At 65.1% G+C, this 24,064-nt stretch carries 23 protein-coding genes and 2 tRNA genes; 14 read left to right on the top strand and 11 right to left on the bottom strand.

Annotated features, from left to right (window positions below; translation table 11 throughout):
- Positions 1-49: 49 nt before the first annotated feature.
- The 8 genes from DLM85_RS05295 to DLM85_RS05260 all read right to left on the bottom strand — a co-directional run bounded on the left by DLM85_RS05295 (position 50) and on the right by DLM85_RS05260 (position 10,060).
- A complete protein-coding gene (locus DLM85_RS05295) occupies positions 50-505 on the bottom strand; it encodes a hypothetical protein (RefSeq protein WP_111476996.1) in 456 nt (151 codons plus the stop codon).
- A 336-nt stretch (positions 506-841) separates the two neighbouring features.
- Entirely contained in the window at positions 842-1,213 is a 372-nt protein-coding gene (locus DLM85_RS05290; RefSeq protein ID WP_111476995.1) for a hypothetical protein, read from the bottom strand.
- Between the two features lie 546 nt (positions 1,214-1,759).
- Positions 1,760-3,448, bottom strand: coding sequence for a M28 family metallopeptidase (locus DLM85_RS05285; RefSeq protein WP_165822013.1), 1,689 nt, complete (start codon positions 3,446-3,448; stop codon positions 1,760-1,762).
- Between the two features lie 335 nt (positions 3,449-3,783).
- Positions 3,784-4,386: a TMEM175 family protein gene (locus DLM85_RS05280; protein WP_111476993.1), complete on the bottom strand. Its 603-nt coding sequence runs from the start codon at positions 4,384-4,386 to the stop codon at positions 3,784-3,786.
- An 84-nt stretch (positions 4,387-4,470) separates the two neighbouring features.
- On the bottom strand, positions 4,471-5,457 hold the full coding sequence (locus DLM85_RS05275) for an NADP(+)-dependent, decarboxylating phosphogluconate dehydrogenase (RefSeq protein WP_111476992.1): 987 nt from the start codon (positions 5,455-5,457) through the stop codon (positions 4,471-4,473).
- Positions 5,458-5,583: 126 nt separating this feature from the next.
- Positions 5,584-6,225, bottom strand: coding sequence for a cyclase family protein (locus tag DLM85_RS05270; RefSeq protein WP_111476991.1), 642 nt, complete (start codon positions 6,223-6,225; stop codon positions 5,584-5,586).
- Positions 6,226-6,352: 127 nt separating this feature from the next.
- Positions 6,353-9,103, bottom strand: a complete 2,751-nt coding sequence (locus DLM85_RS05265) for an MGH1-like glycoside hydrolase domain-containing protein (protein WP_111476990.1) — start codon at positions 9,101-9,103, stop codon at positions 6,353-6,355.
- 141 nt (positions 9,104-9,244) lie between these two features.
- Positions 9,245-10,060: an SDR family oxidoreductase gene (locus DLM85_RS05260; protein ID WP_111476989.1), complete on the bottom strand. Its 816-nt coding sequence runs from the start codon at positions 10,058-10,060 to the stop codon at positions 9,245-9,247.
- A 366-nt stretch (positions 10,061-10,426) separates the two neighbouring features.
- Between DLM85_RS05260 and DLM85_RS05255 the strand changes: the two genes are divergently transcribed.
- From DLM85_RS05255 to DLM85_RS05235, 6 genes are all read left to right on the top strand, one after another.
- A complete protein-coding gene (locus DLM85_RS05255; protein WP_111476988.1) occupies positions 10,427-11,362 on the top strand; it encodes a TIGR01777 family oxidoreductase in 936 nt (311 codons plus the stop codon).
- A gap of 25 nt (positions 11,363-11,387) precedes the next feature.
- On the top strand, positions 11,388-11,942 hold the full coding sequence (locus DLM85_RS05250) for a GbsR/MarR family transcriptional regulator (protein WP_243635866.1): 555 nt from the start codon (positions 11,388-11,390) through the stop codon (positions 11,940-11,942).
- Between the two features lie 39 nt (positions 11,943-11,981).
- Positions 11,982-13,025, top strand: coding sequence for an SRPBCC family protein (locus DLM85_RS25345; RefSeq protein ID WP_165822012.1), 1,044 nt, complete (start codon positions 11,982-11,984; stop codon positions 13,023-13,025).
- The gene (locus DLM85_RS05245; RefSeq protein WP_165822011.1) at positions 13,018-13,800 is read left to right on the top strand and encodes a class I SAM-dependent methyltransferase; all 783 of its coding nucleotides are present in this window, start codon (positions 13,018-13,020) and stop codon (positions 13,798-13,800) included. The genes DLM85_RS25345 and DLM85_RS05245 overlap by 8 nt, the downstream gene beginning before the upstream one ends.
- Positions 13,801-14,034: 234 nt before the next feature.
- Positions 14,035-14,796: a nucleotidyltransferase domain-containing protein gene (locus DLM85_RS05240; protein ID WP_111476986.1), complete on the top strand. Its 762-nt coding sequence runs from the start codon at positions 14,035-14,037 to the stop codon at positions 14,794-14,796.
- A 75-nt stretch (positions 14,797-14,871) separates the two neighbouring features.
- Complete coding sequence (locus DLM85_RS05235; RefSeq protein ID WP_111476985.1) at positions 14,872-15,945, top strand: DNA polymerase beta superfamily protein; 1,074 nt, start codon at positions 14,872-14,874, stop codon at positions 15,943-15,945.
- Between the two features lie 90 nt (positions 15,946-16,035).
- On the opposite strand, the gene DLM85_RS05230 is transcribed toward DLM85_RS05235, so the two are convergent.
- On the bottom strand, positions 16,036-16,284 hold the full coding sequence (locus tag DLM85_RS05230; RefSeq protein ID WP_111476984.1) for a hypothetical protein: 249 nt from the start codon (positions 16,282-16,284) through the stop codon (positions 16,036-16,038).
- A 501-nt stretch (positions 16,285-16,785) separates the two neighbouring features.
- Here DLM85_RS05230 and DLM85_RS05225 point away from each other — a divergent pair.
- Positions 16,786-17,757 carry an ADP-ribosylglycohydrolase family protein gene (locus DLM85_RS05225; protein ID WP_111476983.1) on the top strand — a complete coding sequence of 324 codons (972 nt, stop codon included), beginning with the start codon at positions 16,786-16,788 and terminating at the stop codon, positions 17,755-17,757.
- A 246-nt stretch (positions 17,758-18,003) separates the two neighbouring features.
- Here DLM85_RS05225 and DLM85_RS05220 read toward each other — a convergent pair whose 3' ends face one another.
- On the bottom strand, positions 18,004-18,954 hold the full coding sequence (locus tag DLM85_RS05220) for an acetyl-CoA carboxylase carboxyltransferase subunit alpha (RefSeq protein WP_207890956.1): 951 nt from the start codon (positions 18,952-18,954) through the stop codon (positions 18,004-18,006).
- A gap of 288 nt (positions 18,955-19,242) precedes the next feature.
- On the opposite strand from DLM85_RS05220, the gene DLM85_RS05215 reads away from it, so the two are divergent.
- The 3 genes from DLM85_RS05215 (at position 19,243) to DLM85_RS05205 (ending at position 20,762) form a co-directional block, all read left to right on the top strand.
- Positions 19,243-19,316 (top strand) — tRNA-Asp (locus DLM85_RS05215).
- A gap of 134 nt (positions 19,317-19,450) precedes the next feature.
- Entirely contained in the window at positions 19,451-20,506 is a 1,056-nt protein-coding gene (locus DLM85_RS05210; RefSeq protein ID WP_111476981.1) for an FKBP-type peptidyl-prolyl cis-trans isomerase, read from the top strand.
- Between the two features lie 182 nt (positions 20,507-20,688).
- A tRNA-Asp gene (locus tag DLM85_RS05205) sits at positions 20,689-20,762 on the top strand.
- A gap of 213 nt (positions 20,763-20,975) precedes the next feature.
- Here the strand turns inward: DLM85_RS05205 and DLM85_RS05200 are convergent.
- On the bottom strand, positions 20,976-21,227 hold the full coding sequence (locus DLM85_RS05200) for a hypothetical protein (RefSeq protein WP_111476980.1): 252 nt from the start codon (positions 21,225-21,227) through the stop codon (positions 20,976-20,978).
- A gap of 311 nt (positions 21,228-21,538) precedes the next feature.
- On the opposite strand from DLM85_RS05200, the gene DLM85_RS05195 reads away from it, so the two are divergent.
- The 4 genes from DLM85_RS05195 (at position 21,539) to DLM85_RS05180 (ending at position 24,048) form a co-directional block, all read left to right on the top strand.
- Positions 21,539-21,724 carry a hypothetical protein gene (locus tag DLM85_RS05195; RefSeq protein ID WP_111476979.1) on the top strand — a complete coding sequence of 62 codons (186 nt, stop codon included), beginning with the start codon at positions 21,539-21,541 and terminating at the stop codon, positions 21,722-21,724.
- A gap of 80 nt (positions 21,725-21,804) precedes the next feature.
- Positions 21,805-22,653: an MBL fold metallo-hydrolase gene (locus DLM85_RS05190; RefSeq protein ID WP_111476978.1), complete on the top strand. Its 849-nt coding sequence runs from the start codon at positions 21,805-21,807 to the stop codon at positions 22,651-22,653.
- Between the two features lie 2 nt (positions 22,654-22,655).
- Positions 22,656-23,447: a patatin-like phospholipase family protein gene (locus DLM85_RS05185; RefSeq protein ID WP_111476977.1), complete on the top strand. Its 792-nt coding sequence runs from the start codon at positions 22,656-22,658 to the stop codon at positions 23,445-23,447.
- Positions 23,448-23,490: 43 nt separating this feature from the next.
- A complete protein-coding gene (locus DLM85_RS05180; protein WP_111476976.1) occupies positions 23,491-24,048 on the top strand; it encodes a 1-acyl-sn-glycerol-3-phosphate acyltransferase in 558 nt (185 codons plus the stop codon).
- Positions 24,049-24,064 lie beyond the last annotated feature (16 nt).

The following is a 24,064-nucleotide window of genomic DNA, read 5'->3' as shown; positions in this document are numbered from 1 at the left end:
GGGGCTGCAGGCCTGCTGGCGCGCCGCAAGCCGAACGTGGCCCGGCCGCTTACGGCTGCCGGATTTCCACGAGCGGGTAGTTCAGGCGGAGCCGTTCGGTCAGCTCCTCCGCCAGGTCGGTGTCCACCTTAAAAGAATACAGGCCCCACCGGTCGTTGGCTTTGTAGAACGTGAAGGTGAAGCGCACGGGCTGCTGCTCGAAGCGCACCAGGTAGGAGCTGGCCGCCAGGTTCCAGCTCAGGCCGTCTGTCCGGAGAAGCTGCCGGCCGTAGTACCGCCCTACGGCTTCCGGGGTCAGCTGGCGCAGCGCCGCGCGCTGCTGCTCGAAGGCGGCCCGGTTGCGCTGCGGCGCGGCACTGGTGGCGTAGAGGTGTTCAAGGGCTTTGTCGGGGCCGAGGGCGGTGTACTCCGTGAAGAACAGCTCCACCAGCGTCGTGTGGTCCATCTGGCAGTACGCCGGCAGCGTCAGCAGACTGAGCAGGGCGAAGAGAAGAAGTTTTTTCATGCAAGGAATAAGCAATAGGCTGACGAATGGCGGGCGCAATATCCGGGTCAGCCCCGCCGGTAACTCCCGGGCTGAGGCCGGGTGCGGCTCAAAAACCAGTCCAGCCCCGCTGCCCGGCCGGCCTGAAGCGCCGGGGTACCCGCAGCGCCGCCCGGCTTGGTCGCCGGGCCGCCGCCGGGCCGGGAGCATCCAGCTACGCCCGGCGGGTCCGAAACCAAAAAGCAAAGCCCAAGGCCCGTGCCGGCCGGGGTGGCGGGGCACACCGGCACGACACCCAACAAAACCGCCGCGCTTTCCCGGGAAGGCGCGGCGGTTTTGTGAGCAAGGTGGTCGGGCTTACGCTACGGCCGGCTTGCTGCGGGCCTTCGAGGCGCGCTTGACCCGATTACTTTCGCGGGTACCGCCGGCCTGCTCGTACTGGTTGCTGTCCTTGGTAAACTTCTGGCCCACGGCCGTCAGCACCCCCGACGAAAACTTGTCCAGCTCTTTTTCGGCCTTGTCGACCTCGTTTTTCAGGCTGCTGAGGGTTTTGAGGGCCTCGTTGTAAATTTTAAGTCGAGCTTCCGTATCGTCAATTTTGGTCGCCAGGCTTTCGGTGCCATAGCCGTTGCCCAGATCGAGTTTGCCCGAAGGGTCAATAGCATTGAGTCCGGCCAGGCGTTGCTTGGCCTTGGTAATGGATTCGGAGTCGCGCAGCTTGTACGCCATGATAGTAAGGGAAAGTGGTGGGTAAACAGTGCTCCGGCCGGCCTGGCCGAAAAGCATCCCAAAATGCAGGGCCGCGCGTCGCACCACATCAGTGCCAGCACTGAATTTTAGCCGTATACAGCGGTTTCACGAATGGGGTCAAGACACGTATTCGCGTCTTGGCGCGCGCGCCGCGCGCCGTTCAACGGCGGGATACGAATACGCGTCTCTACATGCCCAATACCCCGTTCAAGAAACTGCTATACCTCACAAATGAATCCTCCCAAGTCACTTCCGAGGGTTAGGAAGTGACTTGGGAGGATTCGGTAAGAACTTCCGAAGGTTTAGTAAGGACTTCGGAGGATTAGGAAGTCACTTCCGAGGATTCGCCAAGGGCTTCGGAGGATTCGCCAAGGGCTTCGGAGGGTTAGCTAAGGATTTCCGAGGATTAGCTAAAGACTTCCGAGGATTCAAAAGTGACTTGGGCGGGTTCAGTCGTCAACAGCCAATCCTCGCAGGCCACCTGCCTGAGCAAGTGCAGCCGTAGCATCGGAGCAGGGCGCCGGATCATTTTCCCATGCTCTTCTCCCGCGCTGCCCGAAACTCCGAACCCGGGCGCCACTGGGGGAAGGTAGTTTCGGCGGCCAGGCGCCGGCCCACTAGGTAGTACAGCTCCGCGTCCTGGGCAATGCCCCACAGGTCCCAGCCGGCGTCGAACTGATCGGCGGGCTTGTGGTACATGCTGGTGGTGTACTGGCGGCGCTTCTGGGCAATGAAGTCCTTGCCGTGGGCGCGGCTCTCGGAGCCGCCGGCGGCGTAGAGGGAAGGCACGCCCATGTGGGCAAAGCTGAAGTGGTCGGAGCGGTAGAACATGCCGGTTTCGGGCGTCTGGTCGGGCAAGAGGTAGCGGTCCTGGGCCTTGGCCGCCGCCCGGGCGTAGTCCTCCAGCTCCGACTGGCCGTAGCCGATAACCGTCAAATCCTTCATCGGGCCGTAGGGCCAGAGCATGTCCATGTTCAGGTCGGCCACCGTCTTGTTGAGCGGGAACGGCGGGTGCTGGGCATAGTAGGCCGAGCCGAGCAGGCCCTGTTCCTCGGCCGTCACGGCCAGGAACACGATGGTGCGCTGGGGTTTCTGCTTGTCCCGCTGAAAGGCTTCGGCAATGCTGAGCAGGGCGGCCAGGCCGGTACCGTCGTCCACCGCGCCGTTGTAGATGGAGTCGCCCTCGATGGCCTTGCCGACGCCGAAATGGTCCCAGTGCGCGGAGTAGATGATGTACTCGTCGGGGCGCTGGGAGCCGGGCAGCACCCCCAGCACGTTCTGCGAGGTCTGGCGGCGCAGCTGGTTACGGATGCTGCCCGTGAGCGTGAGGTTCCCGAGCGGGCGCGGCCGAAAGCCCTTGGCATTGGCGGCTTTATAGAGCGCCTCGTAGTCCTGCCCGGCCGCCTGAAACAGCCGCTTGGCCGCCTCCAGGGTCAGCCAACCTTCCAGGGCGCACTTGTCGGCCCCTTGGTTAGCCGTCTGGGCGCGCAGTTTGGGGCTGATGGCCCCGCTCAGCACCACCGACCAGGGGTAGGCCGCCGGCTGGGTATCGTGCACGATGAGCACGGCGGCGGCGCCGTGGCGGGCGGCTTCCTCGTATTTGTAGGTCCAGCGGCCGTAGTAGGTCATGGCCTTGCCGCGGAACAGGGTGGTATCCGCGCCCGCGTTGCCCGGGTCGTTGACGAGTACCACCACCGTCTTGCCCTTCACGTCGAGGCCCTGGTAGTCGTCCCAGCCGTACTCGGGCGCCGTCACGCCGTAGCCGGCAAAGACCAACGGGGAGTTGGTAACGGCCACTTCGGGCTGCTCACGCTGGGTGAAGGCCACAAAGTCGGTCTTATAGTCCAAGCTGAGCGCCGGGCCCTTGCCGCCCCTGATCTGCAGGGTAGATGCGGGCGTGCCGGTTATTTCCACCAAGGGCACCGGCTGAAAGTAGCTGCCGCCCGGCGCCGGTTGCAGCCCCAGGCGCTTGAATTCCGCCGCCAGGTAGGCGGTGATGCGCTTTTCGCCCTCGGTAAAGGGCTTGCGCCCCAGCATATCATCCGATGATACCGCCCGCAGATAGCGCCCGATGGTGGCCGCGCTGATAATGGGGTCGGCCGGAACCGTGGTCGAAGCAGGGGCAGAGGCCGCCGGCTGGACGCGGTAGAGTGGGAGCAGGCCCAGCAGGCCCAGGGGCGCGGCCAGCAGCAAACGAAACCAGGCGGGAGGCATAAGCGAGCAGGTGAAGGCCCCGGCGCAACGGCGGCCGCGGTCCGCCAACTTACAACGCCCGCGCCAGACCAAGTGCATCGGCTGGCTTCGTTCAGACAGTCACCTCCGGCACGTCATGCAGAGCGCAACGAAACATTTCGCGGGCTTTGTTGAACGACAACAATAAGAACGGTCATGCTTCATCTGGCGTCCGCCTGTCGAAGCGTCTCTACCGCTTCGTCAGATACAATGCAACGCAGCGGTAGAGATGCTTCGACAAGCTCGGCATGACACTACTATCTGGCGAGATGTCTCGGCTGCGCTCAGCATGACGTTCAGGGTACTTTCTGTCTACCTCAGTGCCCCATCGGCCCGGCGGCTTTGCGGGCCAGCGTGCGTTCGATGCGGCGGTCGGGAATCAGCCACATCAGCGCCACGAACACGTAAACGGCCCCTGACAGCCAGGGCTGCCAGAACGAGGCCAGGATGCCCAGCATGTAGAGCGGGGGCGAGGCTTTGCCCTTCAGGTCCTTGCCGATGGCGTGGGCCAGAGTGGAGTCGGGGCCGTCGTCGCGGATGATCAGGCGCTGCAGCACCCAGTACGCCACGCCCGCCAGCAGCAGTACAACGCCGTAGAGAGTGAGCGTGGCCGGGGCAAAGTGGTTTTCGCCCATCCAGTCGGTGGCAAAGGGCACCAAAGACAACCAGAACAGCAGGTGCAGGTTGGCCCAGAGCACCGCCCCGCTGATGCGCGTGGCGCTGCTGAGCATGTGGTGGTGGTTGTTCCAATAGATGCCGATGTAGATGAAGCTGAGCAGGTAGCTCAGCGCCACCGGCACCAGGGGCTTCAGCTCGGCCAGGGTGCCCCCGCCGTGCGGCACCTTGATTTCCAGCACCATAATGGTAATGATGATGGCGAGTACACCGTCGCTGAAGGCTTCAAGCCGACCCTTGTGCATGGCTGAGTGAATGATGAATGGAGAATTATGAATTCTGAATCGGGGTCAGGCAAAATTCAGAATTCATAATTCAGAATTATCCATTCACTTCGGGTTATTCTCGGGCTGCTCGCCGGTTTCTTCGGGCTGCTCGTACTCGCCCACGCGCCCGAACTGCCGCTCGTGCCGGATGCCCGCGTCCTCGCCGTAGGGGTGGCCGCCGAAGCCGTGGCGCATCATGGCAATGGCTTTGGCCCAGGTTGGGTCTTTGTCGCGGGAGGTGAAGAGCTGCACCACCGACTGCGTGATGACCGGGATGGGCACTTCCATGTGCAGGGCATCGGCCACCAGCCAGTTCACCTCGCCGGTGTCCTCGATGTAGCTGGGCACGGTGAAGCCGCCTTCCTGGTCGTAGGTTTTCTTCATCAGTTCGATCAGCCAGCTGCGCACCACCGAGCCGTTGTTCCAGAGCTGCAGGATGGCGCTGATATCCAGCTTTTCGCGGAAGTGGGTGAGCAGGCCCATGCCCTCGGCAATGGCCTGCAGCATGCCGAACTCGATGCCGTTGTGCACCAGCTTCACGTAGTGCCCGGTGCCGGCCGGGCCGGTGTGCAGAAATCCGTCGGGCACGGCCGTGGCCACGAAGAAGTCGCGCAGCAGGGCCACCGCGTCGGCGTCGCCGCCCACCATGTAGCAGGCGCCGCTGCGGGCACCGCCGGGGCCGCCGCTGGTGCCGCAGTCGAGGAAGTGGATGCCGCGCTCTGTCAGGCGCTTGGCCCGCCGGATGGAGTCGCCCCAGTAGGAGTTGCCGCCGTCGACGATGATGTCGCCGGGCTCCAGCACCCCGAGCAGCTGCTCGATGATGCCGTCGACGGCCGCCCCAGCCGGGATGTACAGAAAGACCTTGCGGGGCCGCTGCAGCCGCTGGGCCAGCTCCGGCAACGTCGGCACGATGTCAATCATATCCGATTCGAGGTCGGGCCGGGGGCGCAGGTCCATGCCCACCACGGGGTAGCCTTTTTCGGCCGCCTGCTGGGCCAGGGCGGCGCCCATCTTGCCGAGGCCGACGATGCCGATTTGGGTGTTGCTCATGCGGTGATTTAGTGAAATGGTGAAATGGTAAACTGGTGAAATAGTGAGTTTGACGTTTGGGAGGTCAAACTGCGCGGTTTGCGCAAGCAGCACGACACTCACCAGTTCACCAACTCACTGTTTCACCTAAAGCCGTCGGGCAATGCAGCGGGCCGGGGCGCCGTCGGCGCCTTCGATGAGCAGGGGCAGGCAGAGCAGCTCGTAGGGGCCCGGCTCGGCGGGGGCCAGGTTCAGGCCCTCGATGACGGTGATGCCCGCCCCGAGCAGAATCTTATGGGTATCGGCCGGCCCGACGGAGAGGTAGTCGACGCCCACGCACACCACCTGCTTTTCGCGCAGCCACTCGGCCGCGTCGGCCCGCACTTTCACGAAGTCCTGGGTGAAGGGCTGCGCGGCCCAGGTCCGCTCGGTGTTGCGGGTGCGGAAGAGCAGGCGGGCGCCGGGCGGCAGGTCGGGCAGCTGCTGCTCCAGCTCCTCGCGGGTGACAAAGGCGGCGTGCTCGATGCGCACCACCCGGGCCGGGCCCATGAGCGTGTGCAGGTCCAGCCGGGTCACGTCGGCGCCGTCGGCCAGGAAGTGGCGCGGGGCGTCCACGTGGGTGGCGGTGTGGGCGCTCAGGCTCAGCTCGGTCACGTTGGCCGCGTCGCCCCAGGCCATGCTGCGCGTCAGGCGAATGTGCACCGGGGCATTGTCGGGCCAGTGCAGCATCTGGTCGGTAATGGGCGTGGTCAGGTCCAGCCAGGGCGTGGCAGCGGGAGAGTCGGGCATAGAGGGAGGTTTTGGTTGAACGTCATGTCTCGACTGCGCTCGACATGACGTTCTTTTTTACTGGCAACTGGCAACTGGCAACTGGCAACTGGCAACTGGCAACTGGCAACTGGCAACTGGCAACCTGCTACTTGCCCGGCGCTTCCTGCACTTCTTGCTCCCGCATTAGCCGCTGGTCTTCGGCTTCGTCGGTCACGCTGGCGTAAAGGGCGCCGTCCGGGCGGCGCGGGTGCAGCAGCTTGGCAATGAGGCCGGTCCAGCCGGTCTGGTGGCTGGCGCCGAGGCCCTGGCCGGTTTCGGCGTGGAAGTATTCGTGGAAGAGCAGGTAGTCGCGGAAGTGCGGGTCGTCCTGGAAGTGGGCGTCGGGGCCGAGGGCGGGGCGGCGGCCCTGCGCGTCGCGCAGAAACAGGCGGGTCAGGCGCTCGGTCAGCGCGTCGGCAATGCCGAGCAGGGTGCTGTACTGGCCCGAGCCGGTGGGGTATTCCACCCGAAAATCGTCGCCGTAGTAGTGGTGAAAGCGCTGCAACGACTCGATGATGAGGAAATTCATCGGCAGCCACACCGGCCCGCGCCAGTTCGAGTTGCCGCCGAACAGATCCGTTTCCGATTCGGCCGGCTCGTAGCGCACCGTGAAGTCCTTTTCGGGCGTGTGGTACACGTAGGGGTGCTCCTGGTGGTAGCGCGAGAGGGAGCGGACGCCGTAGTCGGAGAGGAACTCCGCCGGGTCGAGCATGCGCTTGAGCAGCAGCTTCATGCGGTGCCCGCGCAGCAGGCTCAGCAGGTGGCGCTGGCCCTTGCCCGGTTCCTGCCAGCGCGACACCAGCGCCGCCAGCTGCGGCCGGTTTTCCAGAAACCAGCTCATGCGGGCCACAAACTTGGGCATCTCCCGCATCAGGTCCTCGTCGAGCACTTCCACCGCAAACAGCGGCACCAGCCCCACCAGGGAGCGGACTTTCAGCGGCTGCCGGCCGCGCTCGGGCGTGCTGAGCACGTCGTAGTAGAAGCCGTCCTCGTCCTCCCACAAATCCAGGCAGCTGCCCGGGCCGTTCTGCCCGGCCATGGCGTCGGCAATGTAGAGGAAGTGCTCGAAGAACTTGCTGGCCATGTCCTGGTAGATGGGGTTGGTCTTGGTCAGCTCCAGGGCCATGCGCATCATGTCCAGCGCGTACATGGCCATCCAGGCCGTGCCGTCGGCCTGCTCCATCACCGTGCCCGGCGCCATGTCGGCCGAGCGGTCGAACACGCCGATGTTGTCCAGCCCCAAAAAGCCGCCCTCGAACACGTTGCGGTTTTCCACGTCCTTGCGGTTCACCCACCAGGTGAAGTTCAGCAGCAGGCGGTGAAAGGCCGCTTCCAGGAAGTCCACGTCGCCCTGGCCGCCGCGCTGCTTCTGGTCCATCTTGTACACGCGCCAGGTAGCCCAGGCGTGCACCGGCGGGTTTACGTCGGAGAAGTTCCACTCGTAGGCCGGCAGCTGCCCGTTGGGGTGCATGTACCAGTCCTGCAGCAGCAGGCGCAGCTGGTTTTTGGCAAAGTGCGCGTCAATCATGGCCAGCGGCAGGCAGTGGAAGGCCAAATCCCAGGCCGCGTACCACGGATACTCCCACTTGTCCGGCATCGAGACGATGTCGGCGTTGTTCAGGTGCCGCCAGTGGGCGTTGCGGCCGTGCTGGCGCTGGGCGGGCGGGGGCGGAAAGGCCGGGTCGCCCTTAAGCCATTCCGGCACGTCGTAGTAGTAGAACTGCTTGCTCCAGAGCATGCCGGCCAGCGCCTGCCGCTGCACGTTGCGGGCGTCGTCGCTGGGCAGCTCGGTTTGCAGCGCGGCGTAAAACTGGTCCGTCTCGTCGCGGCGCTGCTGCATCAGCTCGTCGAAGTCGGCGAAGGGCTCGGCCAGTTCGGGCGGGCCCAGGCGCAGCCGCAGCCGCTGCTGCTGCCCGGCCGGCACCAGCAGCTGGTAGTGCGCGGCGGCCTTGGTGCCCGTGCCGGCCGGGTTCACGGCATCCGCCTGCTGGTGCAGCAGGTAGTCGTTGATGCCGTCCTTGAAGAACTGCTCCGTGGCCGGCGGCTCGGCCTGGTGCAGCCGCCGGGAGTTGGTGTGGTTGTCGCAGAAGAGCAGCGCGGGTGCGGGCTGCTCGGCCAGCGGCTCGCAGTACAGGCGCAGGGCCGGCAGCTCGCGGTGCTCCACGCCGATGTGGCCGTCCTCGTCGGCGCGCAGCTCGGGGCGGTAGGCATCGAGGCCCCAGCTCCAGGTGTTGCGAAACCACAGCTGCGGCAGCACGTGCAGCGGCGCGTCCTCCGGCCCGCGGTTGAACACCGTCAGCTCGATCAGAATGTCGGTGGGGCCGGCCTTGGCGTACTCCAGGCAGATGTCGAAGTAGTGGTTTTCGTGGAAGATGGCCGTGTCGAGCAGCTCAAACTCGGGCTTGTGCCGGTTGCGCCGGCCGTTTTCCTGCACCAGCCAGTCGTAGGGAAACGCCCGCTGCGGATACTTATACAGCATCTGCATGTAGCTGTGCGTGGGCGTGTTATCGAGGTAGTAATACAGCTCCTTCACGTCCTCGCCGTGGTTGCCCTCGGGCCCGCTCAGGCCGAACAGCCGCTCTTTCAGAATGGGGTCGTGCCCGTTCCAGAAGGCCGGCGCGAAGCACAGCCGCTGCTTGTCGTCGCTGATGCCGCCAATGCCCTCCTCGCCCCAGCGGTAGGCGTAGCTGCGGGCCATGTCGTGGGTGGTGGCGTGCCAGGCGTCGCCGCCGGCGGAGTAGTCCTCGCGCACGGTGCCCCACTGCCGGTCCGAGAGGTAGGGGCCGAAGCGGCGCCAGGGCGTGGCCCCCTTGGGAGCGTTGGCCGCGGCCAGCCGTTGGTGTTCGGGAGTGTCCATTTAGAAGGAGCTAGGAGCTGGGAGCAAGGAGCAAGGAGTTAGAATAGGTGCGGCCAGGAGCCCGGCACCAGAACTCAGGAATGCTCGCCTGACGTGGCGACGCTCCTGACTTCTAGTTTCGGGCTCCTAACTCCTGAAAACTCACCCGTTGCCCACGAAGCCGGGGTAGAGCAGCATCCCCCCGTCGGCAAACAGGGTGTGGCCCGTCACGTAGTCCGATTCGTCGGAGGCCAGCCACACGGCCACCTTGCCGATGTCGGCGGGTTCCCCGATGCGGCCGTAGGGAATCAGCTTGAGCAGGTCTTTTTCTTCCTGCGGAGTGTCGCGGGCCTCCAGGTTGATGGGCGTGGCAATGGCGCCCGGCCCGATGCTGTTCACCCGAATGCCCTTGGGGGCCAGCTCCTGGGCCACGCTCTTCATCAGCAGCATCAGCCCGCCCTTGCTGGCGGCGTAGTTCACGTGCCCGGCCCACGGAATCACCTCGTGCACCGAGCTCATGCAGATAATCTTGCCCGTGGCCCGGGAAATGTCGGGCTGCGGCCCGCGGCGCACAAACTCCCGCGCCGCCTCGCGCATGCACAGAAACTGCCCCGTCAGGTTCACCCCGATGACTTTGTGCCACTGCTCCACGGTCATGTCCAGAAAGGCCGCGTCCTGCTGAATGCCCGAGTTGCTCACCAGGATGTGCAGCGTGCCGTATTTCTCGATGACGGCTTTGAACATGCGTTGCACGTCTGCTTCCTGGCTCACGTCGGCCTGCACGGCCAGGGCCTCGCCGCCCTTGTCGCGGATGGCCTGGGCCAGCTTTTCCGCCGGCTCGGCTTCGCGGTTGTAGTTGATAACCACGGTGGCCCCGGCCGCCGCCAGGGCCTCGGCCACGCCGTAGCCGATGCCGGAGCTGGCCCCCGTGACGAGGGCAATCTGGTGTTGGAGGGGGAGGGAAGCTGGCTGCGTCATGTCGGCTGTTTGGAATGGAAAACCTAAGTGCTAGACAGCAAAACCGGCCCGGGGGTTACACCCAGCGGGTTTCGTGGCCGCCACCGGGACGGCCTGCCGGCTGCGCCGGCAAACTCTTCGGTATTAGCTGATCTTTTCGTGAAGAAGCCAATTTTATGCGCCGCGGCCGCGGCAATGCACCACTTGGGCAGTCCGCACTTCGGCTTACCAGCGGCCAGTCAGCACGAATTGCTCGAAAATAAAGGCGCTGATAATTAACCAATTATTAATTATGTATCACAAGTTTCAATAATTATTGAAACTTGTGATACATTTGGAGCGAACAAAGGCAACACGGATTCTCAACGCCTCCTTTCGCTGTTTGCTATGGCACCCACGCGCATCGTTCTGGCCGGTGGCACCGGCTTTCTGGGCCAATGCCTGATCCGCCACTTCCGCCGCCCCGGGGTGGAAATCGTGGTGCTGTCGCGGGAGCAGCTGCCCGCCTATGCCAACGTGCGCTACGCCTGCTGGGACGGCCGCACCCTCGACGAGTGGGCCGCCGAGCTCGACGGAGCCGACGTGCTGGTGAACCTGGCCGGCCGCAGCGTCGACTGCCGCTACCACGAGGCCAACCGCCGCGCCATCCTCAGCAGCCGGGTTGACAGCACGCGGGTGCTGGGGGCGGCCGTGGCGGCCTGCCGCCGCCCGCCGCGGGTGTGGCTGAACGCCTCCACGGCCACCATCTACGAGCACACCGAGGGAGAGCGGCCGGCCAACACCGAGGCCGACGGCGTCATCGGGCGGGGCTTTTCGGTGGAAGTGGCCCAGGCCTGGGAAGCAGCCTTTTGGGCCTGCCCGGCGCCCAATACCCGCCGGGTGGCCCTGCGCACGGCCATTGTGCTGGGGGCGGAGGGTGGGGCCTTTCCGGTGCTGGCCCGGCTGGCGCGCTGGGGCATGTGCACCCCGCAGGGGAGTGGCCGGCAGTGGATCAGCTGGCTGCACGCTACCGATTTTGCCCGGGCCGTGGAGTTTCTGGCCCAGCAGCCCGGCGCCAGCGGGGTGTTCAACCTCTGCGCGCCCCAGCCCATCCAAAACCGAGACTTCAACGCCCTGCTGGCCCGGACGCTGCGGCCCCTGCTGCGCCTGCCCCAGCCCGAGTGGCTGCTCGAAGCCGGCGCCTGGGCCCTGCAAACCCAGACCGAGCTGGTGCTCAAAAGCCGCAAAGTGTACCCCCAGCGCCTGCTCGAATGGGGCTTCGAATTCCAGTTTCCCGGCTGCGAAGCGGCCGTTGCCGATATTGTGCGTACCGTAGAGGCCTGATCCGCGGCCTTTGCGCTTTTCCTTCATGCCCGACCCAACCAACCCGACGCCCGACCCCGCCGCTGCCGCCCCTCTGACGCTGGAGCAGGCCAAAGCACAGTTCATCCACCTCTGGGGCGCCACCAGCGCCAGCTGGGGCATCAACCGCACCATGGCCCAGATGCACGCCCTGCTGCTGGTATCGGCCGAGGCGCTGAGCACCGAGGACCTGATGGCGCAGCTGCAGATTTCGCGCGGCAACGCCAGCATGACCGTGCGCGAGCTGCTCGATTGGGGCTTGGTGTACAAGGCCCTGAAGCCCGGCGAGCGGCGCGAGTACTTCGTGGCCGAGAAGGACATGCTGCAGGTCACGCGCTGCATCATCCGCGAGCGGAAGCGCCGCGAGCTGGACGCCATGAAGCGCAGCCTCGACCAACTGGCCGCCCTGCCCGGCGACCCCACCGAGCCCGGCTACCGCGAGTTTCACCGCGTGCTCGGCGACATCCAGCAGCTGGCCGACAGCGCCGACACGGTGCTGACCGGGGTGATGAAGGCCGAAAAAACCTGGCTGATCGACAAACTCCTCCGAATGTTCACCTAAGGGCGGCCGGCTCCGGTCCGCCCGCAACGCCCGCGCGCTATGGACCCCGCCAACCAACCGCCCCGCCTCTACCCCGAAGACGACCAACCCGCCGCGCCCCGCTCCCTGAAGCAGTGGCTGACCGGCACACCCCTGGGCTGCACTCTGCTGGCCGTGCTGCCCACGGCCGCCCTCAGCGCCGGCCTTACCTACCTATCGACCAACATCTTCCACACCTACGGCGGGATGGTGTTCGTGGCCGTGCCCTTTCTGGCCGGGCTCATTGCCAATGCCCTCTACACCTGGCTGAACAACCCCGACGAGGCCCGGCCCGGCCTGTTGGCCTCGTGGGTGACGGTGGTGCTGGCTGCGCTCAGCACGCTGGCCCTGCTGGTGGCTTCGGCCCTGGAAGGCCTGATCTGCGTGCTGATGACCGCCCCGCTGGCCCTGATTGTGGCCCTGGCCGGCGCCGTGGTGGGCACTTCCCTGGGCCGGCTGCTGGGGGAGCGGACCTCGCTGCGCATGTTTTCGGTGCTGGTGCTGCTCTACCCGGCCGGGCAGGCGCTGGAAGCACGCTACCCCGCGCCGGTGCCGCCGCATAGCGTCGTTACGCGGCGGCGGGTACAGGCCTCGCCCGAGCGGGTGTGGCAGGTGCTCACGCGGCCGGTGCAGTACCCGGCCGAAGTGGGCTGGCTGTTTCGGGCCGGCGTGGCCTACCCCACGCGCACGGCCTTGAGCACCGGTCCCGGCGGCGCGCCGCAGCTCGTCTGCACCTACTCGCAGGGCGAGGCGCGGCTGCCCATCAGCAGCTGGCAGCCGGGGCGGGAGCTGACGTTTCGGGTGCCCCACATGCCCGCCCCGATGCGGGAGCTGAGCCCGTACCCGCGCATTCATGCCCCGCATTTGCACGGCTTTTTCCGGGTGGAGCAGGGCACCTTCCGCCTGCTGCCCCAGCCCGACGGCAGCACCGTGCTCGAAGCTACCACTACCTACCGCCACAGCATCGCGCCGCGCGCCTACTGGCAGCTCTGGAGCGACTACCTGCTCGACGACATGCACCAGCGCGTGCTTTCCGCCATCCAAACCCAAGCCCAAGATGAGTAGCCGCGTCATGAGCCGGCCCCGCGCCCGCCGCCGCACCCCCGCCGATACCGCCCCCGACGCCGCCCTGTTCGGCCCCGGCTTCGTGCGTCACCTCTTCAACCAGATGGCCCCCAGCTACGGCTGGCACCAGTGGATGGCCCTGGGCCTGACGGCCTGCTGGCGCCGGCAGGCCGTGCAGCTGCTGCCCGCGCTGCCCGCGGCCGGGGTGGTGGTGGATTTGATGTGCGGGGGCGGGGAGCTGTGGCCCGCCCTGCGCCGCCGCCTCGGGCCCGCCGCGCAGCTGCACGGCGTGGACTTCGCCAGCGCCATGCTCGGCCTGGCTGCCCGCCGGCAACAGGCGGACGCCGCCCACACCAATACCACCCTGCACCTGGCCGACGCGCTGCGCACTCCGCTGCCCGCCGCCGCGGCCGATGCGGTGGTGTGCGCCTACGGGCTGAAAACCCTGGAAACCGAGCGGCTGCTGGACCTCGCGGCCGAAGTGCGGCGCCTGCTGCGCCCGGGCGGCGCCTGCGTGCTGCTCGAATTCACCCTGCCCCGGCAGGGCTGGCGGCGCTGGGCATTTCGGCAGTACCTCGGTACCGTGCTGCCGCTGCTGACCTGGCTGAGCCGGGGCCGCGCCGCCCTGCACCGCTACCTGCCCTTCTACGCCCACAGCTTCGCCAACCTCGACGCGGCGGAGGGCGCCTTGCTGGCCGCCGGTTTCGCCGAAGTGCGGCAGGTGCCCTTGCTGCTGGGCTGCGCCACGGCCCTGGTGGGCGTGCGTCGGGACTGAGGCTGAGCGAGGTGACTTTGCTCAGATGCGGCGGCTGAATCCAGTCGGGTAATAGGCCGCGGCTGATGGTGTTGAATCCGCGTGATTTTATTGTTAGGGTTTGATTAATAGCTGATTTATAATTCTTGCTGATCCAACATCGGCCGCGGCCTTTGATCCGCCGCGCCGCCTGCCAATGCCGGCTGGTGCTGCTATTGCTGCTGCGGGCGGCCGAAACGGCGCTAATTTGCCCGTATGCAACCGCGAATCGAAGCCGAGCTGCGCCGCCTGGAGGCTGCCCACGACGTCCGCATCCTCTACGCCTGCGAAGCCGGCAGCCGGGCCTGGGGCTTTCCCTCGCCCGATTCCGATTACGACGTGCGCTTCATCTACGGCCGCCCCGCCCGCTGGTACCTCACCCTCGACGACGGCCCGGACACGCTCAACTTCCCCGTCGACGCGGACCTGGACCTGGCCGGCTGGGACCTGCGCAAGGCGCTGAAGCTGCTGCGCGGCTCCAACGCGGCGCTGCTGGAGTGGCTACAGTCGCCGGCGGTGTACCTGGAGGCGCTGGACTTCCGCCGCGCCGTGCAGCCGCAGCTGGCCGAGTGCTTCAACCCGCTGGCCGGGCTGCACCACTATCTGGGCCTGGTGGGCCGGGGCGTGAAGGAAGACCTGCCCGGTGCCGAGCTGCGCCTGAAGCGGCTGTTCTACGCCCTGCGCTCCGTGCTGGCCGCCCGCTGGATTCGGGAGAGGGGCACGGTGCCACCGATGGAGTTTCGGCAGCTGCGCGAGCTGCTGCCCGCCGAGCTGCAGGCCGAAATCGACGCGCTGCTGCGCCAGAAAGCCCAGGCCACCGAGAAAACCACCGTGCCCCGCCCCGAGGCGCTGGCCCGTTTCATCGAGGCGGAATACGCCGCCGGGAAGCTGGCCCGGGCCACGCCGCCCGCGCACCGCCCCGACCCCACGCCGGCCCTGAATCAGCTGTTTCAGGAGCTGCTGGCCGCCGCTTTTTAGCCTTGCCTCGGCGTCCGCTGCGTTGATCTTCCGCGCCCTCTGCGGGCTAAAAACCACCCGCGCCACCCACACCCCATGCTCATCCAGGACCTTCGCGCCCAGCAGCTCATCCTCTTCGAAGCCATCAGCGGCAGCCGGGCCTACGGCACCAACCTGGCCCACTCCGATACCGACCTGAAGGGCGTATTCGTGCTGCCCGAGCGGCAGTTTCTGGGCCTCGACTACGTGGCGCAGGTGGCCAACGACTCCAATGACGAGGTGTTCTACGAGCTGCGCCGCTTCGTGGAGCTGGCCCTGAAAAACAACCCCAACGTGCTGGAGCTGCTGGCCACGCCGGCCGACTGCGTGGTGCAGCGCCACCCGCTGTTCGCGGCGTTCCGGCCCGAGCTGTTTCTCTCCAAGCTCTGCCGCCAGACCTTCGCCGACTACGCCGTGGCGCAGATCAAAAAGGCCAAGGGACTGAACAAGAAAATCAACAACCCCGAGCCGCCGGCCCGTAAGTCGGTGCTCGATTTCTGCTACGTGACCCGCGGCGCCGGCGCCCAGCCCGCCGCGCAGTGGCTGCAGCGCCAGGGCCTCGCGGCGGCGCAGTGCGGCCTGGCCAACGTGCCCCACCTCACCGACCTCTACGCCTTGTTCGTGGACCGCTCGCCCGACGGCCGCCTGGGCTACCGCGGCCTCGTGCGCGACGCCGAGGCCAGCAACGACGTGCAGCTGTCGGCCGTGCCGAAAGGGGAGGAGCCGGCGGCCTACCTGTCGTTCAACCGCAACGGCTACAGCACCTACTGCCGCGTGTACCGCGAGTACTGGGACTGGGTGCAGAAGCGCAACGCCGAACGCTACCAGAACACCGTGCAGCACGGCAAAAACTACGACGCCAAGAACATGCTGCACGTGTTCCGGCTGCTGCAGATGGCCGAGGAAATTGCCCGCGAAGGCCGCCTCTACGTGCGCCGCCCCAACCGCGACTTCCTGCTCCGGATCCGCCGCGGCGAGTTCGAGTACGCCGACCTCGTGCAGCAGGCCGAGGAACTGGTCGCGCGCGTCGACGCGGCCTTTGCCGCCTCCGCGCTGCCCGCCGAGCCCGACCGCGCCGCGGTGGAGCAGGTGCTCATCGAAACGCGGCAGCGCTTTTACGCCGGAGCCTAAAAAAAGCGGGGCCGCGACCCGGAGGCGCGGCCCCGCAAGGGAGCAATCAGGAGCAGGCGAACCGCCGGGTGGTGGGGTTGTCGGGCGCGGTTAGAAGCGCGTGGTGCTGTGCTTGGGGCGCAGCTGGAAGGTCCTGTTGCTGCTCTTGCCGGTTTTGCGCAGGCTGAAGCGCTTGGCCTTCTTGCGGCCCTTGTAAGTCTTGTAGCTGGGGCGGTGCGTGTAGATGCGGCCCTTCATTTTGGCTTTGGCGTAGGAGCTGATGCGGGCCGCTTCGGCCGGCGTGGTAGAGGCCACGCTGCTCACCAGCAGCGCAAAGCAGAGAAGCAGGATTCGGATCATCGGAGAGAGAAGGTTAAGTGGCGGTTCGTATCTGTTAAACTCTCCAGGTCACTTGAAAATTGTGTGCCAGATTTTATACTCCTGCTGCCAGAATGATAACACTGCTCATCCACAGTAAATGCATATTGATGGTAATTATCTTTTTATCAGCTTGTTATTGTTGCGAAAAAAGTTCCGCTGCCTGCTAAAAAAACCAGATAAAGCAATTTTGTGCAGTTCGGTTTTGCGCAAAACGCAGATGCTGCTCAGTTGCCAGAAAAAAAATGGCGCTGGTTTGTGAAAAAAATTGACCTCCTGCATCTACCAACCGAGTCCAAACGGACTCATCAAGCGCAAGCAAACAGTGGTTTGATCGTAGGAGGGACCGACTGTCTGCCTAAAGCCCGCCGGTTTCCGGCGGGCTTTTTTTTGCGGCGCAAGCGCCTGCCCTGCCACCAGCGCGGTCGTACGGTGCCGCCGGATGGGCATCGTTGTTACTTTCGGGCCTTATTCCTTCCGCCAATGCCCGTAACCCCAGCCTCCGCCGAAGCCCAAATCCGCGCCGCTCTGCTCGGCCTGGCCGTCGGCGACGCCCTCGGCGTGCCCGTCGAGTTCGAAAGCCGCGCCCGCCGCCATCTGGACCCCGTCGTGACCATGCGCGCGTACGGCACGCATAACCAGCCCGCCGGCACCTGGTCCGACGACGCTTCGCTCACGTTCTGCCTGGCCCAGGCCATTGCCGACGGCTTTACCGTGGGCATGGTGGCCGAATACAGCTGCCGCTGGTACTACCAAAACCTCTGGACGCCGCACGGCCACGTGTTCGATATCGGCATTACCACCCGCGAGGCCTTGCAACGCCTGAAGGCTGATCCGGACCTGATTCTGGCCGGCGGCACCGACGAGTACAGCAACGGCAACGGAGCACTCATGCGCATCCTGCCGCTGGCTTTCTACCAAGTCGATATGCCGTTGGAAGACCGATTCCGGCTGATTCACGAGGTATCGGCCATTACCCACGGCCACATTCGCTCGGCCGTGGCCTGCTGGCTGTACCTGGAAATGGCCCGCCACCTGCGCGCCGGCCTCGCACCCGTCGATGCTTATGCCCAGCTCTGCGCCGCCGCGCCTGCCCAACTGCGGCAACTGAATATTCCCGCCAAGGAAGCCGAGCACTTCGAGCGTATCCTGAGCGGCCGCCTGCCCGATGTACACGCAACGGCCATCGGCAGCGGCGGCTACGTCATGCACACCCTGGAGGCCGCCTTCTGGTGCCTGCTGCGCTACGAGAGCTACGCCGAAGCCGTGCTGGCCGCCGTCAACCTCGGCGACGACACCGACACCACCGGCGCCGTCACCGGCGGCCTGGCTGGCCTGTACTACGGCGAGCAGGCCATTCCGCCCGAGTGGCTGCAGGTGCTGGCCCGCCGCACCGACATCGAAGCCCTGGCCGTCCGCATGGCCGCCGCGGTGAAAGGAGTTGTCGGTGGATAATTGTCGGTTACCCGGTTTAGGAACGTCATTCAGAGCGCAGCACAGCATCTCACTGGATAATGCTTTCCTCGTTGAACGAGAAAATGCTATCTGGTGTCGGCACGCGAGATGCTGTGCTGCGCTCTGGATGACGTTTCCAAATAGCTTCAATAAAAAAGCCCACAACGCAAGTCGTGGGCTTTTTTATAACAATGCTCAGGTCAAGAAGTAAGCACTGCCAACTGCCAACTGCCAACTGCCAACTGCCTATGCCTCAACGACTACGCCCATGCGGCTGAACTTGTCGATGCGCTGCGAAATCCGCTCGTCGCCGGGTAGGGCTTCCAGCTCGTCCAGGGTTTTGAGGATGGTCTTTTTCAGCGTTTGAATCATCTTATCCGGGTCGGTATGGGCCCCGCCCAGCGGCTCTTTCACGATGCCGTCGACCAGCCCGGCCTTGAGCATGTCGGTGGCGGTGAGCTTTAGGGCTTCGGCGGCCTGCTCCTTGTAGTTCCAGGAGCGCCACAGGATGCTGGAGCACGACTCGGGCGAAATCACCGAGTACCAGGTGTTTTCCAGCATCAGCACCCGGTCGCCGATGGCAATGCCCAGGGCCCCGCCCGAGGCGCCCTCGCCGATGATGATGCAGATAACCGGCACCTTCAGCATGAACATTTCCTTGAGGTTGCGCGCAATGGCCTCGCCCTGCCCGCGCTCCTCGGCTTCCAGGCCCGGAAACGCGCCCGGCGTGTCAATCAGCGTCACGATGGGCTTGCCGAACTTCTCCGCCAGCTTCATCAGGCGCAGGGCCTTGCGGTAGCCCTCGGGGTTGGGCATGCCGAAGTTGCGCAGCTGCCGCTGCTTGGTGTTGCGCCCCTTTTGCTGCCCGATAAACATGACGGTGCGCCCGTCGAGCTCGGCAAAACCGCCCACCATGGCCTTGTCGTCGGCCACGGTCCGGTCGCCGTGCAGCTCCACGAACTTCTGGGTCATGCCCTCGATGTAGTCGAGGGTGTAGGGGCGGTCGGGGTGGCGCGAGAGCTGCACGCGCTGCCAGCGGGTGAGGTTGGCGTAGGTCTCCTTTTTAAGGGCCTTGATTTTGGTTTCGAGGGCCTCAACGGCTTCCGAGACGTCAACCTGGCTTTCCTGCGCCAGTTTTTGCATCTCGCGGAGCTTGCCTTCGAGGGCGGCAATCGGTTGTTCGAAGTCGAGCAGCATGGCCAAACGGGCGGCGGCCGAAAGTCGCCGCGCAGTTGTCGTGGTTACGGTGGAAAATGGGGGAGGGCAAAGGTAAGCGACGCGCGCCAAGCATAGCACGGCTATTTTGGGGGCACAGCCCGAAAACTTCGGCGGGGCCTGGGGAAATTTTTCTGGTTGGGTATCAGCCAGAACAGCCCGCCGGGTAATGATTTGGTGAAAAACTTTCGCTCAGGGCTTGCAAAGCGGCAAAATCGCCCCCTACCTTTGCAGCGCAATCGGGGAAACGCCCCGGCCACATTGCAGCCTGGTTCGGTAGTTCAGTCGGTTAGAATGCCGCCCTGTCACGGCGGAGGTCGCGGGTTCGAGTCCCGTCCGGACCGCAAAGGCCCTTCAGCAGCACGCTGGAGGGCCTTTTGCTTTTCCGGCGTGGCCGCAAGGCGCCGGCCGGTCGCCAGCGCGGCGGGGCTATTCTACCTGCGGGCCCCTATCTTGCCAGCCCAATTCTTTTTATCCGATGCTGACGACGATGACCCGTTGGAATAAACCGGCGAGCTACGCCCTCGCGGGGCTGGGGCTGGCCGCGCTGCTGTCTTTTCAGACCAAGCCTACCCAGACCAAGCCAACTCAGAAGAAACCGACTGCGGCCAAGCCCGCGCCGTCCACCCCGCCGGCCTACAACCGCCTGAAATCGGGCATCGAGTACCGCATCTACAAGCGCGTGAACGGGCGCTACACGCGCCAGCCCGCCCTGGTGCCCGCCGCCGCTGCTGCGGCCTATGCCAAGCGCATCGGGCAGGTAATGGCCCTGCACGTGGAGTACCGCACGGCCAAGGACTCGGTGCTGTTCCGCTCGCGCCAGCAAACCGGGGGCTTCCCCGTGCGCGTGCCCCTGGAGGCGCTGGTGCGCAAGGGCGGCCTGGAAGAAGCCATTTCGCTGCTGCAGCCCGGCGACTCGGCCGCGTTTCGCTTCAACGCCGACTCGCTCTCCCTCAAAAGCTCCGGCCAGCCCGCCCCGCCCCAGATCAAGAAGCACGGCAACACCATGCGCCTGCTGGTGAAAGTAGCCGCCATCCAGAGCCAGGCCGACGCCATGGCGGCCCAGCAACAGATGATGGAGGCCATGCAGGCCAAGGCGAAGCTGGGCGAGGAAAAGCAGAAGCCCGTCGACGACAAGCTGATTCAGGACTACGTGCAGCAAAACAACCTGCAGGTCCAGAAAACGGCTTCGGGCCTGTACTACGTCGTTACCCAGCCCGGCAGCGGCACCCCGCCCACCAAGGGCCAGACGGTGTCGGTGCATTACCGCGGCACGCTGCTCAGCGGCAAGGAATTCGACTCGTCGCTCAAGCGGGGCCAGCCGATTGATTTTCCGCTGGGGGTAGGGGCGGTGATTCCCGGTTGGGACGAGGGCATCGGCTTGCTCAGCAAGGGCAGCAAGGCCATCCTGCTGATTCCGTCGGGCCTGGCCTACGGCGCGCGCGGGGCCGGGGCCGACATTCCGCCCCATGCCGTGCTGCGTTTCGACGTGGAGCTGGTGGATATCAAGGCCGCGGCCTCGGAGCCGCGCTAGGCGCGAGGTGGCCGCGGTTTAGAAAAAAAGTTGCTTGGCTATTTGCTTAAAAACCAGCTCCATGTCTTGGAATCAGGTTTTTTTCAACAAATAAGTGCGTAGGTCAATTTTGAAATGTCAAAAGCCGCCTTACCTTTGCAGCACCTTAACGAAAAGCACACGGCTTCGAGAGCGGGTTACCTGGTTCGGTAGTTCAGTCGGTTAGAATGCCGCCCTGTCACGGCGGAGGTCGCGGGTTCGAGTCCCGTCCGGACCGCAAAGGCCCTTCAGCAGCACGCTGGAGGGCCTTTTGCTTTTCCGGCCTGTGACGTGCGCTCGGGCCCGGGTGCATAAAAAAGGCCCCGACCAGCTGGTCGGGGCGTTACCATTGTTCACCAAGTGCCGCCGAGCAGTGCGGCACCCGGCGAAGGTAAAGGGCGGAGTGGGCTGGGGGCGTCACATATATATGTGATGCCAGGGCGTCGGGGAATCAGGTTACGGGCGTTAGCCGCTGGAGCGCCACGGGGGTGCGCCCGCCGTGTTTGCTGAAAAACCGCTCAACCCGGGCCTCAAGGCTGGCGCGCGCGGCAGCGGAGCTTTCGGCCGCTGCCGTCGGGGGGATGGACAGGTACAGGCGGGCGCCGTCGCGGGCGGGGCAGCGGTGCACGTACATGGTCGTCTGGAGCGGGAGCAGGCTCACCCACCGCTCAAAACCGATTGCGAGGAAGTAGGCTTCGTCCATAGGGCTGGGTAAAAAACAATGGCGAGTACAACTTCCCAGAATAACGCAAATGAGCGCCTTTGAGGTATCACATTATCATGTGAGGCCCGGTTAGGCTGGTCGATCAATCTGCCCTCAGACGCCACAAACGTAGTTTGCCCGGCGCGGGCGTTTGTTTTATCAAGGCTTTTATTGTTAAAATTATATAAATAATCAATTTGACTTAACCGCGTAATTGTGTAAATAATCATATTATTTTCTTGTTATTTGGTTTATATGATTGGTTATGTTATAAATTAGTGTCAGTAACGGACCTTTAAGCCTTCTGAGTTATGAACAAAATGGTACTTCTGCTCGCTCTGATTGTGCTTGGCTGCGCTGGCCAGGCGGAAGCCCGCCCCCGCCCGCGCTACGTAAAGTCCCTGATGAAGGGCAAGCCGCACACGCACCGTCCTAACTACACGCCTTACCGGGGCTCGGGCAACCCCTTCCGGGGGATGCTGGCCTGGATGCACTAGGTCTCTTCGGCCTGGGGCTTACCTGAAAGCCGCCGGATCCACTACGCGTGGGGTCCGGCGGCTTTGTGCATCTTGCGGGCATGAACGTTTTCACCCTCGATACCGGCCTCTTCAAGCTTGACGGCGGCGCCATGTTCGGCGTCGTGCCCAAATCTTTATGGTCGCGGCAGTACCCGGCCGACGCCAACAACATGTGCACCTGGGCCATGCGCTGCCTGCTCATCGAGGACGCGGGGCGGCTGGTGCTGGTCGACAACGGCATCGGCAACAAGCAGGACGAGAAATTCCGCGGGCACTTCTACCTGCACGGCGACGCCACGCTCGACGGCTCATTGCGCAAGCTGGGCTTCGCGGCGGCCGACGTGACGGACGTATTCCTGACCCACCTGCACTTCGACCACTGCGGCGGCTCGGTGACGCGCACGCCCGACGGCAAGCTGGAATTGGCCTTCCCGAACGCCACGTACTGGTCGAACCAAAGCCACTGGGACTGGGCCACAGCGCCCAATGCCCGCGAAAAAGCCTCCTTTCTGGCCGAAAACATCCGGCCCATTCAGGAAAGCGGGCACCTGCGCTTCGTCGACCCGGCCGCGGGCGTGCCGGCCGAACTGCCCGTGCTGCAGGACATCGTGTTTGCCGACGGCCACACCGAGAAGATGATGGTGCCGCTGCTCGACTACCGGGGGCGTAAGCTGGCGTTTATGGCCGATCTGCTGCCCAGCACGGCCCATCTGCCCATGCCCTGGGTGATGAGCTACGACGTGCGCCCGCTGCAGACGCTGGCCGAGAAGGAACAGGTGCTGCGCCGCGCGGCCGAGGAGCAGTGGGTGCTGGTGCTCGAGCACGACGCCCACACCGAGGCCTGCACCGTGCAGCTGACCGAGCGCGGCGTGCGCCTGCACGAAACGCTGCGCCTGAGCGACCTGTAGTCATGGCCACGCGCAAGCTAGGCATTGCCCTGTCGGGCGGGGCGGCCCGGGGCATTGCCCACCTGGGTATGCTGGAGGCGCTGCGGGAGCTGCAATTGCCCATCGGAGCCCTGTCGGGCGTGAGTTCGGGCGGGCTGGCGGCGGTGTTCTTCGCGGCCGGCATTCCGCCCCGGGAGGTGCTGCGCCTGCTCACCGACACGCGCTTTCTGCGGCTGGTTCGGCCGGCCTACCGGCGCGGGCTGGTGAGCCTGACGCTGCTGGAAAAGCTGTTTGTGGCCCACCTGCCCGGCAACCAAACCTTTGCCGACCTGAGCCTGCCCGTCACGCTCTCGGCCGCCGACCTGGTGGCCGGCGAAACCGCATTTTTTGACGAAGGGCCGCTGATTCCGCCGCTGCTGGCCTCCTGCGCCGTGCCGGTGCTCTGCCAGCCCATCGACTACCGGGGGCGGGTGCTGGTAGACGGCGGCCTGCTCAACAACCTGCCGGTGGAGCCCCTGCTCGACCGGCCCGAGCTGGCGGTGGTAGGCGCGCACACCAACGTGTTCAACCCCGAGGGCCGCATTGAGAGCATCCGCCACGTGGCCGAGCGCACCTTTATGCTCGCCATCGGCACCAACGTGGCCCCGCGCCTGGCCCGCTGCGCGCTGGTGCTACAGCCGCCCGCCCTGCGCGACTACCGCGTGGCCGATTTGCGCCACGCCCCGGCCCTGTTCGACATTGGCTACCGCTACACCCTGGCGCACGCCGCCGCGCTGGAGGCCCTGCTGGTGGCCCCCGCCGGGGATTTTGGCTAGCTTTGTTGGCTTTTCCCCTGACGCCCCTTTTTCCGTTGCCCCTATGAACAGCTTCTGGCTGGCCTTTTCCAAGTTCTGGTTTAAGATTACCGGCTGGCGCCTGCACTCCAGCATTCCGCCCGAGGTGCGGCAGGCCATGATGATTGCCGCCCCGCACACCAGCAACTGGGACTTTATGTACGCCCGCGCGGCCTTTTTCCTGATGCGCCGCAACGTGCGCTTCACCGTGAAAAAGGAGTGGACCGACATTCCGGTGCTCGGCCAGCTGATGCTGAGCCTGGGCGCGCTGCCCATCGACCGCAGCAAGAACAACAGCATGGTGGAAGCCATGACCGAGCTGTTCGAGCAGTACCCGGACCTGATCATTCTTATCACCCCGGAAGGCACCCGCAAGTACCAGCCCCGCTGGCGCCGCGGCTACTACCACGTGGCCCAGGCCGCCGGCGTACCCATCCTGCTCGGCTTCCTCGACTACGGCCGCAAGGAGGCCGGCGTGGGCCCGGTGGTATACCCCACCGGCAACTACGAGCAGGACGAGGAGAAAATCAAAGCCTTTTACCGCACCAAAAAGGGCCGCTTCCCGGAGAAGGGAATTCGGTAGAACCGTTTGTCATTCC

Source organism: Hymenobacter edaphi (assembly GCF_003258365.1).
GTDB classification, from domain to species: Bacteria; Bacteroidota; Bacteroidia; order Cytophagales; family Hymenobacteraceae; genus Solirubrum; species Solirubrum edaphi.
The sequence above is the reverse complement of the archived record's forward strand: the minus strand, read 5'-3'. Positions and strand labels throughout refer to the sequence as shown.

Excerpts from the sequence above, each read along its gene's own strand:
- DLM85_RS05245 (WP_165822011.1), top strand. The coding sequence starts at position 13,018 with ATGAGTAGCCGCGTCATGAGCCGGCCCCGCGCCCGCCGCCGCACCCCC.
- DLM85_RS05255 (WP_111476988.1), top strand. The coding sequence starts at position 10,427 with ATGGCACCCACGCGCATCGTTCTGGCCGGTGGCACCGGCTTTCTGGGC.
- DLM85_RS05225 (WP_111476983.1), top strand. The coding sequence starts at position 16,786 with ATGCCCGTAACCCCAGCCTCCGCCGAAGCCCAAATCCGCGCCGCTCTG.
- DLM85_RS25345 (WP_165822012.1), top strand. The coding sequence starts at position 11,982 with ATGGACCCCGCCAACCAACCGCCCCGCCTCTACCCCGAAGACGACCAA.
- DLM85_RS05265 (WP_111476990.1), bottom strand. The coding sequence starts at position 9,103 with ATGGACACTCCCGAACACCAACGGCTGGCCGCGGCCAACGCTCCCAAG.
- DLM85_RS05220 (WP_207890956.1), bottom strand. The coding sequence starts at position 18,954 with ATGCTGCTCGACTTCGAACAACCGATTGCCGCCCTCGAAGGCAAGCTC.
- DLM85_RS05260 (WP_111476989.1), bottom strand. The coding sequence starts at position 10,060 with ATGACGCAGCCAGCTTCCCTCCCCCTCCAACACCAGATTGCCCTCGTC.
- DLM85_RS05195 (WP_111476979.1), top strand. The coding sequence starts at position 21,539 with ATGAACAAAATGGTACTTCTGCTCGCTCTGATTGTGCTTGGCTGCGCT.
- DLM85_RS05185 (WP_111476977.1), top strand. The coding sequence starts at position 22,656 with ATGGCCACGCGCAAGCTAGGCATTGCCCTGTCGGGCGGGGCGGCCCGG.
- DLM85_RS05235 (WP_111476985.1), top strand. The coding sequence starts at position 14,872 with ATGCTCATCCAGGACCTTCGCGCCCAGCAGCTCATCCTCTTCGAAGCC.
- DLM85_RS05280 (WP_111476993.1), bottom strand. The coding sequence starts at position 4,386 with ATGCACAAGGGTCGGCTTGAAGCCTTCAGCGACGGTGTACTCGCCATC.
- DLM85_RS05240 (WP_111476986.1), top strand. The coding sequence starts at position 14,035 with ATGCAACCGCGAATCGAAGCCGAGCTGCGCCGCCTGGAGGCTGCCCAC.
- DLM85_RS05190 (WP_111476978.1), top strand. The coding sequence starts at position 21,805 with ATGAACGTTTTCACCCTCGATACCGGCCTCTTCAAGCTTGACGGCGGC.
- DLM85_RS05285 (WP_165822013.1), bottom strand. The coding sequence starts at position 3,448 with ATGCCTCCCGCCTGGTTTCGTTTGCTGCTGGCCGCGCCCCTGGGCCTG.
- DLM85_RS05295 (WP_111476996.1), bottom strand. The coding sequence starts at position 505 with ATGAAAAAACTTCTTCTCTTCGCCCTGCTCAGTCTGCTGACGCTGCCG.
- DLM85_RS05250 (WP_243635866.1), top strand. The coding sequence starts at position 11,388 with ATGCCCGACCCAACCAACCCGACGCCCGACCCCGCCGCTGCCGCCCCT.
- DLM85_RS05200 (WP_111476980.1), bottom strand. The coding sequence starts at position 21,227 with ATGGACGAAGCCTACTTCCTCGCAATCGGTTTTGAGCGGTGGGTGAGC.
- DLM85_RS05270 (WP_111476991.1), bottom strand. The coding sequence starts at position 6,225 with ATGCCCGACTCTCCCGCTGCCACGCCCTGGCTGGACCTGACCACGCCC.
- DLM85_RS05210 (WP_111476981.1), top strand. The coding sequence starts at position 19,451 with ATGCTGACGACGATGACCCGTTGGAATAAACCGGCGAGCTACGCCCTC.
- DLM85_RS05275 (WP_111476992.1), bottom strand. The coding sequence starts at position 5,457 with ATGAGCAACACCCAAATCGGCATCGTCGGCCTCGGCAAGATGGGCGCC.
- DLM85_RS05230 (WP_111476984.1), bottom strand. The coding sequence starts at position 16,284 with ATGATCCGAATCCTGCTTCTCTGCTTTGCGCTGCTGGTGAGCAGCGTG.
- DLM85_RS05290 (WP_111476995.1), bottom strand. The coding sequence starts at position 1,213 with ATGGCGTACAAGCTGCGCGACTCCGAATCCATTACCAAGGCCAAGCAA.
- DLM85_RS05180 (WP_111476976.1), top strand. The coding sequence starts at position 23,491 with ATGAACAGCTTCTGGCTGGCCTTTTCCAAGTTCTGGTTTAAGATTACC.